The sequence below is a fragment of the Xanthomonas sp. MLO165 genome (genome assembly GCF_018831305.1).
GTDB classification, from domain to species: Bacteria; Pseudomonadota; Gammaproteobacteria; order Xanthomonadales; family Xanthomonadaceae; genus Xanthomonas; species Xanthomonas arboricola.
Genome location: NZ_CP029263.1, coordinates 4,213,431 through 4,230,100, shown reverse-complemented (window position 1 = coordinate 4,230,100; position 16,670 = coordinate 4,213,431). Strand labels below are relative to the sequence as shown.

Below are 16,670 nucleotides of genomic sequence, written 5' to 3'. Positions count from 1 at the left end.
CTGCCATGCATCCACCGGATCTCAAGCACCTGATCAGCGACGCGCCGCGTGTGATGGTGGTCGATGGCTCCAAGCTGGTGCGCAAGCTGATCGCCGATGTGTTACAGCGCGATCTGCCCAACGTGCAGGTGATCGGCTGCTCCAGCATCGCCGAGGCGCGCCAGGCGCTGGAAGCCGGGGCGGTGGATCTGGTCACCACTTCGCTGTCGCTGCCCGATGGCGATGGCCTGACCCTGGCGCGCAGCGTGCGCGAAGCGGCCGGCCAGGCCTATGTGCCGGTGATCGTGGTCTCCGGCGATGCGCAGCAGCATCTGGTGGAGCGCCGCTTCACCGAATACGTCACCGATTATTTCGACAAGGCGCTGGGCCACGAAGCCCTGGCGACCTTCATCCGCGGCTATGTGCAGCCCGAGCCGGTGGTCGGCGCGACCGTGCTGTACATCGAGGACAGCCGCGTGGTGGCCGAGGCGACCAAGCGCATGCTCGAGCGGCAGAGCCTGAAGGTGGTGCATGTGCTCACCGCCGAGGATGCCTTTGCGCTGCTCACCGCCGAATCGCTGGGCCGCACCGAGCGCCGCATCGACGTGGTGCTGACCGATGTGACCCTGAAGGGCGAGCTCAACGGCCGCGACGTGGTCGAGCGCATCCGCATCGACTTCGCCTACGGCAAGCGTCGCCTGCCGGTGCTGGTGATGACCGGCGACACCAATCCGCGCAACCAGTCCGAGCTGCTGCGCGCCGGCGCCAACGACCTGGTGCAGAAACCCATCGAAGAACGTCTGCTGGTGACCAAGGTGCTGTTCCAGCTGCGCCTGGCACGGCTCGAGGACCAGGCTGTCACGCTATGACCGAAGTGGCTGAAGTGGAAGCGCGTATCCAGCTGGAACCGTCGTGGAAGGCGCGGGTGGGCGATTGGTTGCTGCGCCCGGAAATGCAGGAGCTGTCCGCATTCCTGCGCCAGCGCAAGGCGGCCGGGGCGCGGGTGTTCCCGCCGGGCCCGCAGATCTTTGCGGCCTTCGACGCCACCCCGTTCGAGCAGGTCAAGGTGGTGATCCTGGGCCAGGACCCGTATCACGGTGAAGGCCAGGCGCATGGGCTGTGCTTCTCGGTGCTGCCCGGGGTGCCGGTGCCGCCGTCGCTGCTCAACATCTACAAGGAGATCCAGGACGACCTGGGCATCGCACGTCCGGACCATGGCTATCTGATGCCGTGGGCGCGCCAGGGCGTGCTGCTGCTCAATGCGGTGCTGACGGTGGAGCAGGGCCGTGCCGGCGCGCACCAGAACAAGGGCTGGGAAGGCTTCACCGACCATGTGGTGGAGACCCTCAACCGCGAGCGCGAAGGTCTGGTGTTCCTGCTCTGGGGCAGCTACGCGCAGTCCAAGGGCAAGGTCATCGACCAGGCGCGCCATCGCGTGTTCAAGGCCCCGCATCCCTCGCCGTTGTCGGCGCATCGCGGCTTTCTGGGCTGCCAGCACTTCTCCAAGACCAACGAGCACCTGCAGCGCCGCGGGCTGGGCCCGATCGACTGGTCGCTGCCGCCCCGCAACGCGCTGGACACCACTCCGGCCAGCGGCTGAACGGTACCGGCGCCGGCCCGTTTCGCGGCGGCTTTGTCACGGTCTGCGCAGGGCGGCGGTGGTAGCGTAGATGCTCGAAGTCGGGGAGCTTCGCCGTAGAACGACGGCGACGCAAAAAGCCCGAACGTCCTATAAATGGAACGCTGGGAACTTTTTCTGTACCCGGCAGTCCAATAGTTCGACTGCTAAGATGGTGCCCTATGAACCAGATCACCTCGACTGCCCTAGTGGCAAACAATCTCCCGATTCCCAGTGCGCTCGGTTCGCTGGACGCCTACATCGGTGCCGTGCACCAGATCCCGGTGCTGTCGGTCGATGAGGAACAGAATCTTGCCCGTCGCTTCCGTGACGAGCTGGATCTGGACGCCGCGCGCGAGCTGGTCCATTCCCACCTGCGCTTCGTGGTGCACGTCGCTCGCGGCTACAACGGCTACGGCCTGCCGCTGGGCGACCTGATCCAGGAAGGCAACATCGGCCTGATGAAGGCGGTCAAGCGCTTCGACCCGGAAATGGGCGTGCGCCTGGTCAGTTTCGCGGTGCATTGGATCCGTGCCGAGATGCACGAGTTCATCCTGAAGAACTGGCGCATCGTCAAGGTCGCCACGACCAAGGCGCAGCGCAAGCTGTTCTTCAACCTGCGCAAGTCCAAGACCCGCCTGGGCTGGCTCAATGCGTCCGAGGTGACTGCGGTCGCCAAGGACCTGAACGTCTCCGAGCGCGAAGTGATGGAGATGGAGTCGCGTCTGTCCGGTCGCGATATCGGCTTCGATGCCTCGTCCGACGAAGACGACGATCATGGTCCGCCGTCGCCGGTGAGCTACCTGGTGGCCAACGACGAAGATCCGTCGCAGGCCTACGAGCGCCACGACAGCGAAGACAATCAGCTGCAGTTGCTGCGCGAAGGCATGGCCGGCCTGGACACGCGCTCGCGCGACATCGTCAAGCGCCGCTGGCTGGACTCCGACTCCAAGGTGACGCTGCAGGAGCTGGCCGACGAGTACGGCGTGTCGGCCGAGCGTATCCGCCAGATCGAGGCGAATGCGCTGAAGAAGATGAAGGCACTGTTCGTGGCCTGATCTCTCGATCATGCCCCAGGTGTCGTACAAACGGCCCGGTCTTCCGGGCCGTTTGCATGTGGGCTGCCGGTGCTGCGTCGAGTCCGACGACGCGTGGTTGTTCGTCGTGGTCGCTCGCCGATGATCGACCGCGCGCTGCGCCCGCCCGCGCTATTCCGGCAGGCGCGCCACCGGCAGATGCCAGCCGTAGCGGATGGCCATGAAACGCAGCCCGAAACAGACCAGCGCGCCGGTCGCCAGCGACCAGGCCTGCGGCACTGCGAGCATGTGCCCGATCGCGACCAGGCCGCCACCGGCCAGCGCGGCGACCGCATACAGCTCGGCCTGCAGCACCACCGGCGTCCGCGCCACCAGCAGATCACGCGCGATGCCGCCGCCGATGCCGCTGAGCATGCCGAGTAAGGTCGCGCTGAGCGGGCTGAGTTGGTAATCGAGCGCCTTGCTGGTGCCGTACACCGCAAACAGCGCCAACCCGGCCGCGTCGAACAACTGCACCGGGTTGCGCAGCCGTTCCACCGCCGCATGCCAGTAGAAACCGGCCACGCCGGCCAGGCAGGCGACCAGCAGGTACTGCGGATGCACCAGCGCGGCCGGCGGGGTGGCGCCGATCAGCACATCGCGCACGATGCCGCCGGACACAGCCGCCGCGCACGACAGCACCAGTACGCCGAACAGATCCAGGCGATTGCGCACCGCCACGGTCGCGCCGCTGAGGGCGAACACGAAGGTGCCGAGCAGATCCAGCAGGAACAGGAGAGTGGTCACGATCAGACCGTCGCATCAGGCCGCACAGCATCGCGCACGGCCTGCGCCGCTGTCATCCGTCCTTGCTGCTGGGCGGCGGATCGTCGGTGGCACCGCCGAAGATGATGCGCGCGGCGCGCTGGTAGCTCCAGTACGCCATCGCCCAGTTCACCAGCACCACGAACCGGTTGCGGAAACCGATCAGGAAGTACACGTGCGCGGCCAGCCAGAACCACCAGGCCACGATGCCGGAGAGCTTGAGCTTGCCGACATGCACGATGGCGGCCATGCGGCCGATCGTGGCCAAGTTGCCGTAGTCCTGGTAACGGAAGGCTGGTGCAGGCTGGCTGCGGTGGCGGGCGCGGATCGCCTTGGCGATGTGCTTGCCCATCTGCTTTGCTGCCGGTGCCACACCTGGTACCGGGCGGCCGTCTTGCTGGACCGAGGCCAGGTCGCCGCCGACGAAGATCTCCGGGTGACCGGGTACGCTCAGGTCCGGCTCCACCAGCACGCGGCCGGCACGATCCAGCGGCACGCCCAGCGTGCGCGCCAGCGGCGATGCCGCCACGCCGGCGGCCCACACCACGGTGCGTGCAGGCACGAAGGTGTCGCCGAGCTGATAGCCCAGCGCATCGATGTGGGTGACCGGCGTGCCGGTGTGCACCTCCACGCCCAGGCGCTCGAGCTGCTTGCGCGCCTTGGCGGTGAGATCGTCCGGGAACGAGGGCAGCACGCGCGGGCCGGCTTCGACCAGGCGCACGCGCGCCTGCTGCGGGTCGATATGGCGGAATTCGTTCTTGAGCGTGTGGCGGGCGATCTCGGCCAGCGTGCCGGCCAGCTCGACGCCGGTCGGGCCGCCGCCGACCACGGCAAAACTCAGCCAGGCCGCGCGTGCGGCCGGGTCGGACTCTGCCTCGGCGCGCTCGAAGGCGAGCAGCAACTTGCGCCGCAGCACCAGCGCGTCGTACAGCGTCTTCAGGCCGGGCGCATGCTCGGCCCATTGATCGTTGCCGAAGTAGGCATGGGTGGCGCCGGTGGCCAGCAGCAGCATGTCGTAGCCGAGCGTGCTGCCGTCGGCGAGCACCACCTCACGGCGGGCCGGTGCGATTTCGGCGACGTCGCCGAGCAGCACTTCGACATTGCGCTGCTCGCGCAGGATATGGCGCAGCGGCGCGGCGATATCCGGTGCCGACAGGCCGGCGGTGGCGACCTGGTACAGCAGCGGCTGGAACAGGTGATGGTTCTGGCGGTCGATCAGGGTGATGCGGATGCCGGGATCGTCGAGTGCGCGGGTGGCCCATAAGCCGGCGAAACCGCCGCCAACCACAACCAGGTGCAGCGGAGCTTGGGAGGGGGAAGAAGTCATCGTAAGGTCCGATGGATTGCGACGCGGGCTCATCAGCATGCCGCATCGGTAATGAACATGCCGCCTGGACCCGGCCTGCCTGCGGCATCATGTCGCATCTCATCCACATGATGACCGCATGCCGTCGCTACCCCCACCGTTGCCGCCGCTGTCGCCACCGCCATCCGCTTCTCCGGCGATGGCACCGGCTGCCGCGCGTGCGCCCGGACAGAAGCTCAGCGGCGTCACACTCGGCCTGATCGGGCTGGCGACCTGCGTGGTGCTGTTCGGCATGCTGGTGCTGGGCGCGCTCGGCTGGCTGATCGTGTTCGGCTGGTCGCTGTTTGCCGACCAGGCACGCGCCGCGCTGCAGGACGATGCGGTGGTGCAGGAACAGATCGGCCAGATCCACACGATGCGGGTGGATCTGGTGCGCACCGGTCTGGCGCCGGGTGACGACGATTTCGTGTTCACGGTGGAAGGCGATCGCGGCCGCGGCCGCGTGCATGCCACCTGGGTCAGCGGCGGGTCCGAGCGCGAGATCCTGAGCGATGGCGTGTTGACCATGCACGATGGCAGCCAGTACACGCTGCCGTCGGCCGATGCCGCCGACACCGAAATCGACACCGACTCTGCCGACACCTTCGAGGAATGACCATGATCGACAATCCCGACAAACGCATCGCCTTGCTGATCGATGCCGACAACGCGCCGGCCGGCAAGATCGACGTGGTGCTGGCCGAAGTGGCGCGCTATGGCGTGGCCAACGTGCGCCGCGCCTACGGCAACTGGAAGAGTCCGCACCTGAAGAGCTGGGAAGCGGCGCTGCACGAATACGCGATCCGGCCGATCCAGCAATTTGCCTACAGCTCGGGCAAGAACGCCTCGGACATGGCGATGGTGATCGATGCGATGGACCTGTTGTATGCACGCAATCTGGATGGCTTTGCGATCGTTTCCAGCGATGCGGATTTCACTCCGTTGGTGATGCGTCTGCTCACCGATGGCATGAAGGTGTATGGCTTCGGCGAGAAGAAAACCCCGGCGCCGTTCGTCAATGCCTGTTCCAAATTCACCTATGTCGAAGCGCTGGGCGAGCAGGCGGCAGCGGCCAGCGACACCGCCGCCGGCCGCAAGGATGCCACCGCGCTGCGCGGCGACACCCGGCTGGTGCAGATGCTGCGCAATGCGATCGACAGTGCCTGCGAAGACGATGGCTGGGCGCATCTGGGCGCGGTGGGCAAGCAGGTGGCCAACCAGGCCTCGTTCGACCCACGCAACTACGGTTATCGCAAACTCAGCGACCTGGTGCGTGCGATCGGCCTGTTCGAGATCAAGCAGGACGAGCAGGCCCTGTGGGTGCGCGATGCGCCCAAGGGCGGGCGGGCGAAAGCAGCGCAGCCAGCGGCCGCCGTCGCCACGCAGGCGTCCACCGCGAAGCGTCCGGCGCGCGCGACCCCCAAACCGCCAGCAGGGAAATGACGATGGCTGACGCTGCGATGCAACCGGCGGCAGGAAACGCCTCGATCACGCTATGGGGGCGGCGCAATTCCAGCAATGTCCGCAAGGTGCTGTGGTGCGCCGAAGAAGCCGGGGTGCCGTACACCTCGATCGAAGTCGGTGGTGCGTTTGGTCGTAACGACACGCCCGAGTATCGCGCGTTGAATCCCAACGGTCTGGTGCCGACGATGCAGGATGGTGAGTTGGTGCTGTGGGAGTCCAATGCGATCGTGCGCTACCTGGCCGCGCAATATGCGCCGGCCCTGTATCCGCAGGCACCGGCCGAACGCGCGCTGGGCGATCGCTGGATGGACTGGACCACCTCGACGTTTGCCGGCGTGTTTCGCGACCTGTTCTGGGGCGTGCTGCGCACACCGGAACCCGAGCGCGATCCTGCGCGCATCGCCGCGGCGCTGGCGCACTCGGGCGACCTGCTCGCACGCGCGGATGCGGCCCTGGCGCAGCAGCCGTATCTGTCCGGCGCGCAATTTGCGATGGGCGATATTCCACTGGGCAGCTTCATCTACGCCTGGTTCGAAATGCCGATCGAGCGGCCCGAGCTGCCACATCTGCAGGCGTGGTACCAGCGCCTGCGCGCACGGCCTGCGTACCAGCGTGGCGTGATGACCGCGCTGACCTGAGTTTCGCGTTTCCGCTCAGGCCAACATGGCCCATGGCAGACACCGCACGCGCTGCCGACACGGCACGTTGCTGCAAGGACATGCGCCTCATACATCGCGCGGCCAAATAGCCCGCGTTCTCTGTAGGAGCGCACTTGTGCGCGAGGGCATTCCCAGTAACGCCCCATCGCGCGCAAGCGCGCTCCTACAAAAACGTGAGGACACGTGCGGCCTGTTCGCTCGCGGTGTTGTAGGAGCGCACCCGGGCGCGAGGGCATTCCCGGTAACGCCACATCGCGCCCAGGTGCGCTCCTACGCAAGCTGGGTACACGGTGGTCTGGCTGCAGCCCCGCGTGCGATACGCCCGCCCTAATACAGATCGATCGGATCCACATCCAGCGACCAGCGTACGCGCCGCGCCTGCGGCAACGCATAGACCGCAGGCAGTTGCGCATCCAGCAGACGATGCAGCGCCGAGCGCTGTTGCGCGGACAACAGCAACTGGGTGCGCTGGAAACCGGCGCGACGTGGCATCGGTGCCGGCATCGGGCCGTAGCACTCCACTGCGGCAAACGCAGGCGATTGTGCGGTGCTGTCTGCCGTGGTCAGGCCGCGCACCGCCATCAGGAACTGGTTGGCCGCGGCCACGTCCTTGGCCTCGGCGCGGAACAGCGCCAGATGCGCGAACGGCGGAAATCCCGCGGCCTCGCGCTGCTGCAATTCGGCATCGGCGAAGGCGTGGTAGCCGCCGTTGACCAGGGTCTGCAGCAGGGGATGTTCGGGGTGATGGGTCTGCAGCCAGACCTCGCCGGGGCGGTCGGCGCGGCCGGCGCGTCCGGCCACCTGGATCAGCTGCTGGGAGAGCTTTTCGGCGGCACGGAAGTCGGCCGAGAACAGGCCTTCGTCGATGCCGACCACCACCACCATGGTCAGCCGTGGCAGATCGTGGCCCTTGGCCAGGATCTGGGTGCCGACCAGGATGCCGGCCTCGCTGCCCAGGCGCGCCAGCTGGGTCTCCAGCGCGTCGCGGCGCTGGGTGGTGCTGCGGTCGATGCGCACCACCGGAAACTCCGGGAACGCTTCGGTCAGGCGTTCTTCCAGCCGCTCGGTGCCGATGCCTTGCGGCTGCAGCGCCAGGCTGGCGCAGGCCGGGCAGGCCAGCGGTGCCTGCTGGCGCGCGCCGCAGTGATGGCATTGCAGGCGCCGCCCGCCGGCGTGCACGGTCATCGGGGTCTGGTGCAGCGGCGTGCTGCAGCGCTGGCAGGCGGCAGTCCAGCCGCAGTCGTGGCACAGCAGCACCGGCGCATAGCCGCGGCGGTTCTTGAACACCAGTACCTGCTCGCCGCGCGCCAGGGTGGCGCCGATGCCGGCCAGCACCTCCGGCGACAGGCCGTCCTTGAGCGGGCGCTTGCGCACGTCGAGCACGCGCACGCGCGGCGGACGCGCCTCGCCGGCGCGGCGCGACAGGCGCAGATGCCGGTAGCGGCCGGAATAGGCGTTGTGCAGGCTCTCCAGCGACGGCGTGGCGCTGCCCAGGATCACCGGCACATCCAGCGCCTTGCCGCGCACCAGCGCGAAATCGCGGGCGTGATAGCGGATGCCGTCCTGCTGTTTGTAGCTGCCGTCGTGTTCTTCGTCGATCACGATCAGCCCGGCATTGGGCAGCGGGGTGAACACCGCCGAACGCGTGCCGACGATCAGCTTGGCTTCGCCGCGCCAGGCCGCCGCCCACACCCGCGCCCGTTCGCCGTCAGACAGCCCCGAATGCAGCGCGTGCACCGGCACGCCCAGGCGGGCGCGGAAGCGGCCCAGCGTCTGCGGGGTCAGGCCGATCTCCGGCACCAGCACCAGCGCCTGGCGGCCAGCCGCCAGGCAGTCGGCGATCGCCTGCAGGTAGACCTCGGTCTTGCCGCTGCCGGTGACGCCATCGAGCAGATAGGTGGCAAAACCGCGCTGCGCACGGATGGCGTCGGCGGCGGCCTGCTGTTCGTCGTTGAGCTGCGGGCCGTTGCCGGGACGGGGCGGGATGCTGTCGGCCGGCACCGCCACGCGCTCGGCATGGCCGCGCTTGACCAGGCTGCGTGCGGCCTCGCGCCACTGCGGCAGCAAGGGGTCCAGCTGTTCTTCGCCCAGCGCACCGGTCAGCAGCAGGGCGGCCAGCAAGGCGGGGCGGCTGCCGGCGCGCAGGCTGGCGGCGCCGGTGCGCCCGGCCTCGGTGAGCTGCCAGGCCCAGGCATGGGTGTCGGCCAGCGGCTCGCCGCGGCGCAACGGGCCGGGCAGGGCGCTGGACTGGGCCTCGCCCAGCGGTGCGTGGGTGTAGCGCGCCAGCCACTGCAGCGAACGCGCCAGCTCCTCGACCAGCAGCGGGGCGTCGTCGCACCAGGCCAGCGCCGGGCGCAGTCCTTCGGCGGAGGCCAACTGGCCGATCTCCACCACCACCCCGACCAGCTCGCGCGGCCCGAACGGCACCCGCACCCGGCAGCCGACCCGCGCGGGGTCGGTCAGCGGCGCGTCGGCCGGAGGCAGATAGTCGAACAGTTGGGGCAGCGGCACCGGCAGGGCGACGCGCAAGGTGGCGACGGTCGAAGACATCCGGTCAGTCTACCGACCCTGTCCAGTACCCGGCAGACGCCGCTCGGTCGTCTCCGAATCGGTGCTTCGGCTTACGACGCGTTTGTGTGACGGAAGTGATAAATCCGACGTAAACCTATGTGAGGACTAGGGAAACGGGTTTATCCACACTGCCTGTGGATAAACCTGTGAATTAGTCTCGTGCTCCACGCTGTGAAGGCGGATTCACTAGCTTCTGCAACCTGTTGGACATTTTTTCGCCAATCGGCTTAAAGCGATAAGGATCAATCACTTAGGCGTGAAACACGAATGCAACAAAGAAAAATCAACAGTTGACAGACGCCCGCGTATCGGCATGTCTGCCGCTGTGCACAACCTGCGCAGGTGACGGCAGTCGATGGCACCGGGACGCAGCGCAGCCGGGTCGATCTGTCAAGCCATCGGCGGGGGCCGATTGCGTCGGTATCATGCCGGCCGATGCTGGAGTTCCCATGACCGTAGTCCCCGACGCCCCCGTCACCCCTGCCGCGCTGTCTGCTTTCCTGCGCGGTGTCGAACGCCGGGGTCTGGTACTCGCACAACTGCAATGCGGCGATGGCGCGGCGGCCGAGCGGGCCCTGGCGGCGGCGTTGCGTGCGTTCAGCAGCCAGGCGGCGGGTCGCCCGATGGCCGGCTGGCCGATGCGCTTCTGGAGCCTGCTGGCAACGGCACCGCCGCTGCGGCGCGAGCCCATGCCGGGGACCTGGCTGCCGCCGTTCACCGCACTGGGGCGGATGCAGACCAGCGACCGGCTGGCGCTGCTGCTGCGTATCGTGGCCGGGCTGGAAGAAGAGCCTGCCAGCGAGGTGCAGGGCATCGAGGTGGCGGCCTATCGGCAGTCGCTGGCCCGTGCCTGCCCACGCGATGCGGCCGGCAACCCGGATGCGCAGGCCTGGCGGGCCCTGGCCGAGGCGGCGCAGCAGGAGTTGCGCGAGCTCAGCCCGGCGCAGGTCAGCCGGCTGGCACAGCTCCGCGAGTCGGCCCTGGCAGGCATGCCGCTGCAGCCTGTCGCGGCCGCGCCTGCGGCCGCCGCCGAAGCGCGCCGCCCGGCCGCGCCGCGCCACCGTCCTGCACGCCAGTGGCAGTGGCCGCGGATCGACCGCCGCCACGCCGGCCTCGTGCTGGCCGTGCTGGCGTTGGCGCTGCTGCTTGCGGCGCTGGGCTGGTGGTGGACGCATCGCCGCCCGGCCCTGCCGCCCGAGCCGGTCTCGCAGGCCCCGGCCGGCGTGCTGCACGTCACCGATGCAGCGCCGGTGCTGGTGGAAGACCTTCCCGCCGCCGACTTGCCGGAGGCGGTGGCAAACCCCGGCCTGGATCCGCGCGACCAGGCGATGCTGGCCGACCCGGACCTGGAACTGGCGCGTTCGGCCGATTTCTACGCCTGGTATGCGGCCGGCCATCCGGTGCCGGCCGACGAATCCGGCGCGCATGCCACCACCGCCGACCAGCCTGCCGCCACCCTGGAGACCGTCGATGACGACAATTAAGTGGTGCGGCCTGCTGGCGTTGGCTGTTGTCGGCATGGCCGCTGCGCAGACCCTGCCGGCGCCGTTGGAGGAAGGCAACGCGACTGCGCCCGCCGGCATGCCGACGCCCGCAGCCGCCACTGCCGCAACCCCGAGCGCCGCGCAGCAGCGCGCGCGCTGGGACGCATTGACGCCGGCCCAGCGGGCCGAGCTGCGCGCCCGTTATGCGGCCTGGAAAGGGCTCACCGCCACCGACCGGGTGGTATTGCGGCAGGCACGCGAGCGTCTGCATGGCTTGCCCGACGACCAGCAGCGCGCGCTGCGCACGCAGTTCACCGCGATGGATCGCCTGCATCGCGATGGCTGGCGCCTGGGCTCGCAGCTGGGTGCGTTCTATCCGCAGTTGCAGCCCCTGATCGGCTACGTGCCGCCAGCGCAGCGCGATACGCTGCTGGCGGCGTTGCGCAGCCTGGACGCCGGGCAGCTGGAACAGCTGGCGATGCTGGCACAACGCACCCCGCCGCAGGAGCGCGATGGCTTGCGCGATGCCCTGCTTGCGCAGGCGCCGGCAACGCGCAGCGCCTGGTTGAAGCGCCAGCTGGCGCGCTGATTGGCAGCGGCGGGACTGCGCCGCTGCAGCCCCCTGCGTCGGCGTCGTCTCCACGCGTGCTCGGTGTCCATCCTCGATACCGGGCAGTCGGGCCGGACACCGAGCCGAGAGCCTGCGGGGCTGCCGCCTTCGGCGATGCGTGCGCGAAGCGGCGGGCGTCACGAAGGACACGGACCGCGCTGAAGCCCGGGCATTCCGTTCCGCTGACCAGCCACGCCGGCCGCTCATTGCCGCGCATCTCCCGCCTTACGCCTTGCCGCCGACAACCGCTGCCCGTGTCGCAAGTGCGGGTAAGATAGCGGCCCCACGCGACCCGGTGGCAGCGCCTCCCGGCACGGCCGTAGTCCGCGCAGCGATCGGTTGTCATGTCTGTCTCTCCTGTACCCACCTCCGCGACGCCGCGTTTCGGCGCGGAAGTGCGCACCACCGGCCTGCTCGCATTGCCGCTGGTACTCGGTCACGTCTCCACCGGCCTGATCGGATTTGTCGATAACGTCATCGCCGGTCACCACGGCACCGCCACGCTGGCGGCGGTCACCATCGGCACCTCGCTGCTGTGGCTGCCGATGCTGGTGCCGATCGGCACGCTGATCTCGTTGACCGCCTCGGTCTCGCAGCTGCGTGGCGCCGGCCGCGAGCGCGAGATCGGCCCGCTGTTCCGCCAGGCCCTGTGGCTGTCGCTGGGACTGGGCGCGGTGATGTTCGCGTTCCTCAGTGCGGTGCCGCCGCTGTTGCCCACCTTCGGGATTGCGCCGGACATCGTGCCGGGCGCGACCGACTTCCTGCACGCGGTGCGCTGGGGCGGGCCGGCGCTGACGTTCTACTTCTGCATGCGCTATCTCAGCGAGGGCATGCACTGGACCCTGCCGACCATGCTGCTGGGCTTTGGCGGCCTGCTAGTGCTGGCGCCGCTGGGTTATGCGCTGACCTATGGCAAGTTCGGCGTTGCCGAGCACGGTGCGCAGGGCCTGGGCATGGCCTCGGCGGTCACCATGTGGGTGCAGGCCAGTGTGTTTGCGCTGTATCTGTGGCGCTCGCGCCGCTTCGCGCACCTGCAGTTGTTCGCCCATTTCGAAGGCCCGCGCTGGCGTGCGATCGGCGATCTGTTGCGCACCGGTCTGCCGATCGGCATCACCGTGCTGATGGAGGGCGGCCTGTTCATCGTCACCGCCTTGCTGATCGGCCGGCTCGGCTCCACCGAAGCGGCCGCGCACCAGATTGCGATCAACGTCGCGCAGCTGTGTTTCATGATTCCGATGGGCGTGGCCGAGGCGACCACCGTGCGGGTCGGGCATGCGGTCGGGCGCGGCGATCCGCTCGGCATGCGGCGCGCGGCCTGGGCCGGTTACGCCATCGTGCTGGGCACCCAGGCGCTGTCGGCCAGCGTGCTGTTGCTGGGCCACGATGCCATCGTGAGCGTCTATACCGACGATGTGGCGGTGGCCGCGCTGGCCTCGGTGCTGCTGCTGTTTGCCGCCACGTTCCAGTTTCCCGACGGCATCCAGGTGCTTTCCAGCGGCGCGCTGCGTGGGCTCAAGGACACCCGTGTGCCGATGTTCCTGGCGATGTTCTCGTACTGGGGTGTCGGCATGCCGATCGGCGCCGGGCTCGGCCTGGGGCTGGGCTGGGGGCCGCAAGGCATGTGGATCGGCCTGATTCTGGGTCTGACCGTGGCGTCGGTCCTGATGGGCTTGCGCTTCCGGCAGACCAGCCGGCGGCTGACTGCCGGCACGGCCCCCTGACTTCCAGCGCATGCCGCGCGCACCGCGCAGCCGGTATGCTGGACACCATTGAATTGTATGCAGCGTCTTTCGACGGAGTTTTCCATGAACCACCCCGTGCATCGCAGTCCCATCGCCAGTTTCTTCGTCGGCCTGTGGGATGTGATGAATTTCACCCGGCGCCTGATCTTCAACTTGGTGTTCTTCGGCTTCCTGTTCCTGGTGCTGCTGCTGTTTGTGGTGGCGATCGCGCGTGGCGACGGCAGCAAGCCGCTGGCCGAGCGCACCACCCTGGTGATCAACCCCGAAGGCACGCTGGTCGAGCAGTTCAGCGCCGACCCGGTGAGCCGGTCGCTGGCCAAGGCGGTCGGTGACAAGAGCGCCGAGGAAGTGCAGCTGCGCGACCTGGTGCGGGTGATCGAGGCCGCCGGCAAGGATCGCAAGATCGAGCGGGTGGTGTTGAACCTGGACAAGTTTCAGCCCGCCGGTTTTGCCTCGCAGCGCGAAGTGGCCGCGGCGTTGCAGAAGCTGCGCGCCTCCGGCAAGCAGATCGTCGCCTTCAGCGAGAGCATGAGCCAGGGCCAGTACCTGCTGGCCGCACAGGCCAACGAGGTCTATCTCGACCCGATGGGCAGCGTGCTGCTGGAAGGGCTTGGCCGTTATCGCCAGTATTTTCGCGAGGGCCTGCAGGACAAGCTCGGCGTGGACGTGCATCTGTTCCGCGTGGGCGAATACAAGTCCGCCGCCGAGCCGTACATCCTCGATGCCGCTTCGGCCGACGCCAAGGAAGCGGACCTGTTCTGGATGAACGACGTGTGGCAGCGCTACCTGGCCGATGTCGGCAAGGCGCGCAAGCTGAGCCCGGCGCAGCTGACCGCCGGCATCGACACGCTGCCCGAGGGCGTGGCCGCCGCCGGTGGCGATCTGGCCAAGTTCGCGCTGCAGCAGAAGCTGGTCGACGGGCTCAAGACCCGCGAGGACGTCGATGCGCTGCTGACCAAGCGCGGCGTGGCCGACAGCGACGCCGACAGCGGCTTTCGCAACATCGGCTTCAACGATTATCTGAGCCAGCTGCAGGCGCAGCGCTCGCCGATGGACAGCCGTCCGCAGGTGGCCGTGGTGGTGGCCGCTGGCGAGATCAGTGGTGGCGAGCAGCCGGCCGGCCGCATCGGTGGCGAGTCCACCGCCGCGTTGCTGCGCCAGGCGCGCGACGACGACGAGGTCAAGGCGGTGGTGCTGCGTGTGGATTCGCCCGGCGGCGAAGTGTTCGCTTCCGAGCAGATCCGTCGCGAGGTGGTCGCGCTCAAGCAGGCCGGCAAGCCGGTGGTGGTGTCGATGGGCGATCTGGCCGCCTCGGGCGGTTACTGGATCAGCATGAACGCCGATCGCATCTATGCCGACCCGTCGACCATCAGTGGCTCGATCGGTATCTTCGGCATGGTGCCCAACCTGACCCGCGCGCTGGACAAGATCGGCGTGCACACCGATGGCGTGGGCACCACGCGCTTTGCCGGTGCCTTCGACATCACCCGTCCGCTGGACCCCGCCGCCGGCCAGGTGATCCAGGCGGTGATCAACAAGGGCTACGCCGACTTCACCGGCAAGGTGGCGCAGGCGCGGCATCAGTCGGTGGACGCCATCGACAAGGTCGCACGCGGCCGCGTGTGGAGCGGTGCGCAGGCCAGGCAGCATGGCCTGGTGGACGCGTTCGGTGGCATGTCCGAAGCGGTGGCCGATGCGGCCGACCGCGCCAAGTTGAGCCGCGGCAAGTTCCGCGTGCGCTACGTGGAAAAGCCGGCGACGCCGTTCTCGCAGTTCATGAGCGGATTTGCCGGCAGCCGCATGGGCGCCTGGGTGCTGGGCGACTCGGGCATGGCGCGCGCACTGTTGGCGCGCTCGCTGCCGGAAGTGGACACGCAGTTGCGCTTCGTCGAAGACGCCGTGCACGACAGCAAGGCGGGCGGCACCCCGGTCAAGTCGCTGGCGTACTGCTTCTGCGGCTTCTGACGCGGCATGTTCGCAACCTGATGGATCGACAACGCCGGCCCTGTGCCGGCGTTGTTGTATCTGCGCTCAGGCGATGCAGCAATGCGGGCGCGCCAGCAGCGCAAGAATGGCAGAACGCACGGCGCCACGATCACAGGCAATCAGCCATCGGTCGAGCGACCTCACGCGTGTTTGCCGTATGCGCAGATGTAGTGATCGCCTTGCGCTCAATCGCAGGCGCGCACGCGCAGTTGCTGCGTCGACAAAAAACGCGCGTGCTTCAGACGTCAGGCTTCGGCTACTGTGTGGCCGCATCGATCGCCTTGCGTTGATCGTCTGCGGCCTGATCGCTTGCCGCCTGCACTGCGTGCGCCTTGTTCAACGGTTCCTGGATGTGGTCGCGCAGGGCGGTGGCCTGCGGCTCGGGCTTCTGCTCGGTGGGCGCAGGTTGCGGCCGCTGACAGGCGCCCAGCAGCAACGTCAGGCTGATCGCAAGAATCCAATGCCGTTTCATCGTCGTGACCTCGCTCGGGGTGGCGGTATCCTAACGCCCGGGCCGCAGGCATGCGTCAAGCGCGCTGCTGCGGCCGTTTCCTGCGTCTTGAAAGAGGATGACCCACGTGACAACTCACCGTTGGCGGCTGGATGGACAGACCGCGCTCATCACCGGCGCCAGCGCCGGCATTGGCTTTGCCATCGCGCGCGAATTGCTGGCCTTCGGCGCGGACCTGCTGATGGTGGCGCGCGATGCCGATGCGCTGGCGCAGGCGCGCGACGAGTTGGCCGAGGAATTTCCCGAGCGCGAGCTGCATGGGCTGGCCGCCGATGTGGCCGACGACGAAGAGCGGCGCGCGATTCTGGATTGGGTGGAAGACCATGCCGATGGCCTGCACCTGCTGATCAACAATGCCGGCGGCAACATCACCCGCGCGGCAATCGATTACACCGAAGACCAGTGGCGCGGCATCTTCGAAACCAATGTGTTCGCCGCTTTCGAGTTGTCGCGTTATGCGCACCCGTTGCTGACCCGCCACGCGGCGTCGGCGATCGTCAACGTCGGCAGCGTCTCCGGCATCACCCATGTGCGCAGCGGCGCGCCGTACGGCATGACCAAGGCCGCGCTGCAGCAGATGACCCGCAACCTGGCGGTGGAATGGGCCGAGGACGGCATCCGCGTCAACGCGGTGGCGCCGTGGTACATCCGCACCCGTCGCACCTCCGGGCCATTGTCGGATCCGGATTACTACGAGCAGGTCATCGAGCGCACCCCGATGCGCCGCATCGGCGAACCGGAAGAAGTGGCCGCCGCCGTCGGTTTCCTGTGCCTGCCGGCCGCCAGTTACATCACCGGCGAATGCATCGCGGTGGATGGCGGCTTCCTGCGCTACGGGTTCTGACACGCCTGCGTGCGTG

Annotated in this window: 15 protein-coding genes; 11 read left to right on the top strand and 4 right to left on the bottom strand. The window is 68.2% G+C overall.

Features of this window, described 5'->3' with window-relative positions; translation table 11 throughout:
• Nucleotides 1–5: 5 nt before the first annotated feature.
• The 3 genes from DGN21_RS17740 (at nucleotide 6) to rpoH (ending at nucleotide 2,655) form a co-directional block, all read left to right on the top strand.
• A complete protein-coding gene (locus DGN21_RS17740; RefSeq protein ID WP_016903686.1) occupies nucleotides 6–848 on the top strand; it encodes a response regulator in 843 nt (280 codons plus the stop codon).
• Nucleotides 849–853: 5 nt separating this feature from the next.
• Nucleotides 854–1,579, top strand: coding sequence for a uracil-DNA glycosylase (gene ung, locus DGN21_RS17735; protein ID WP_054591102.1), 726 nt, complete (start codon nucleotides 854–856; stop codon nucleotides 1,577–1,579).
• Between the two features lie 200 nt (nucleotides 1,580–1,779).
• A complete protein-coding gene (gene rpoH, locus DGN21_RS17730; protein ID WP_024938885.1) occupies nucleotides 1,780–2,655 on the top strand; it encodes an RNA polymerase sigma factor RpoH in 876 nt (291 codons plus the stop codon).
• A gap of 150 nt (nucleotides 2,656–2,805) precedes the next feature.
• Here the strand turns inward: rpoH and DGN21_RS17725 are convergent, their stop codons facing one another.
• Both DGN21_RS17725 and DGN21_RS17720 read right to left on the bottom strand, forming a co-directional pair.
• Nucleotides 2,806–3,420 (bottom strand): trimeric intracellular cation channel family protein, encoded by a 615-nt coding sequence (locus tag DGN21_RS17725; protein WP_016903683.1) that lies wholly within the window; start codon nucleotides 3,418–3,420, stop codon nucleotides 2,806–2,808.
• 52 nt (nucleotides 3,421–3,472) lie between these two features.
• Nucleotides 3,473–4,765: an NAD(P)/FAD-dependent oxidoreductase gene (locus DGN21_RS17720; protein ID WP_024938886.1), complete on the bottom strand. Its 1,293-nt coding sequence runs from the start codon at nucleotides 4,763–4,765 to the stop codon at nucleotides 3,473–3,475.
• 118 nt (nucleotides 4,766–4,883) lie between these two features.
• On the opposite strand from DGN21_RS17720, the gene DGN21_RS17715 reads away from it, so the two are divergent.
• Genes DGN21_RS17715 through DGN21_RS17705 form a run of 3 tightly spaced genes read left to right on the top strand, consistent with a single transcriptional unit; the run spans nucleotide 4,884 to nucleotide 6,885 of the window.
• Nucleotides 4,884–5,399, top strand: coding sequence for a hypothetical protein (locus DGN21_RS17715; protein WP_126966517.1), 516 nt, complete (start codon nucleotides 4,884–4,886; stop codon nucleotides 5,397–5,399).
• Nucleotides 5,396–6,226 carry an NYN domain-containing protein gene (locus DGN21_RS17710; RefSeq protein WP_024938888.1) on the top strand — a complete coding sequence of 277 codons (831 nt, stop codon included), beginning with the start codon at nucleotides 5,396–5,398 and terminating at the stop codon, nucleotides 6,224–6,226. Before DGN21_RS17715 ends, DGN21_RS17710 begins: the two co-directional genes overlap by 4 nt.
• Nucleotides 6,227–6,228: 2 nt before the next feature.
• Nucleotides 6,229–6,885, top strand: coding sequence for a glutathione S-transferase (locus tag DGN21_RS17705; protein WP_160955060.1), 657 nt, complete (start codon nucleotides 6,229–6,231; stop codon nucleotides 6,883–6,885).
• A gap of 348 nt (nucleotides 6,886–7,233) precedes the next feature.
• Here the strand turns inward: DGN21_RS17705 and DGN21_RS17700 are convergent, their stop codons facing one another.
• Nucleotides 7,234–9,456, bottom strand: a complete 2,223-nt coding sequence (locus DGN21_RS17700) for a primosomal protein N' (RefSeq protein ID WP_126966518.1) — start codon at nucleotides 9,454–9,456, stop codon at nucleotides 7,234–7,236.
• Between the two features lie 470 nt (nucleotides 9,457–9,926).
• On the opposite strand from DGN21_RS17700, the gene DGN21_RS17695 reads away from it, so the two are divergent.
• From DGN21_RS17695 to sppA, 4 genes are all read left to right on the top strand, one after another.
• Entirely contained in the window at nucleotides 9,927–10,961 is a 1,035-nt protein-coding gene (locus DGN21_RS17695) for a hypothetical protein (protein ID WP_160955059.1), read from the top strand.
• The gene (locus DGN21_RS17690; RefSeq protein ID WP_039515368.1) at nucleotides 10,948–11,550 is read left to right on the top strand and encodes a DUF3106 domain-containing protein; all 603 of its coding nucleotides are present in this window, start codon (nucleotides 10,948–10,950) and stop codon (nucleotides 11,548–11,550) included. Before DGN21_RS17695 ends, DGN21_RS17690 begins: the two co-directional genes overlap by 14 nt.
• Nucleotides 11,551–11,915: 365 nt before the next feature.
• Nucleotides 11,916–13,292 (top strand): MATE family efflux transporter, encoded by a 1,377-nt coding sequence (locus tag DGN21_RS17685; RefSeq protein ID WP_024938536.1) that lies wholly within the window; start codon nucleotides 11,916–11,918, stop codon nucleotides 13,290–13,292.
• Between the two features lie 84 nt (nucleotides 13,293–13,376).
• Nucleotides 13,377–15,278 carry a signal peptide peptidase SppA gene (sppA, locus tag DGN21_RS17680; RefSeq protein WP_160955057.1) on the top strand — a complete coding sequence of 634 codons (1,902 nt, stop codon included), beginning with the start codon at nucleotides 13,377–13,379 and terminating at the stop codon, nucleotides 15,276–15,278.
• A gap of 277 nt (nucleotides 15,279–15,555) precedes the next feature.
• On the opposite strand, the gene DGN21_RS17675 is transcribed toward sppA, so the two are convergent.
• Nucleotides 15,556–15,771, bottom strand: a complete 216-nt coding sequence (locus DGN21_RS17675) for a hypothetical protein (protein WP_016903674.1) — start codon at nucleotides 15,769–15,771, stop codon at nucleotides 15,556–15,558.
• Between the two features lie 106 nt (nucleotides 15,772–15,877).
• On the opposite strand from DGN21_RS17675, the gene DGN21_RS17670 reads away from it, so the two are divergent.
• The gene (locus tag DGN21_RS17670; protein ID WP_024938534.1) at nucleotides 15,878–16,654 is read left to right on the top strand and encodes an SDR family oxidoreductase; all 777 of its coding nucleotides are present in this window, start codon (nucleotides 15,878–15,880) and stop codon (nucleotides 16,652–16,654) included.
• The last annotated feature ends 16 nt before the right edge of the window (nucleotides 16,655–16,670 follow it).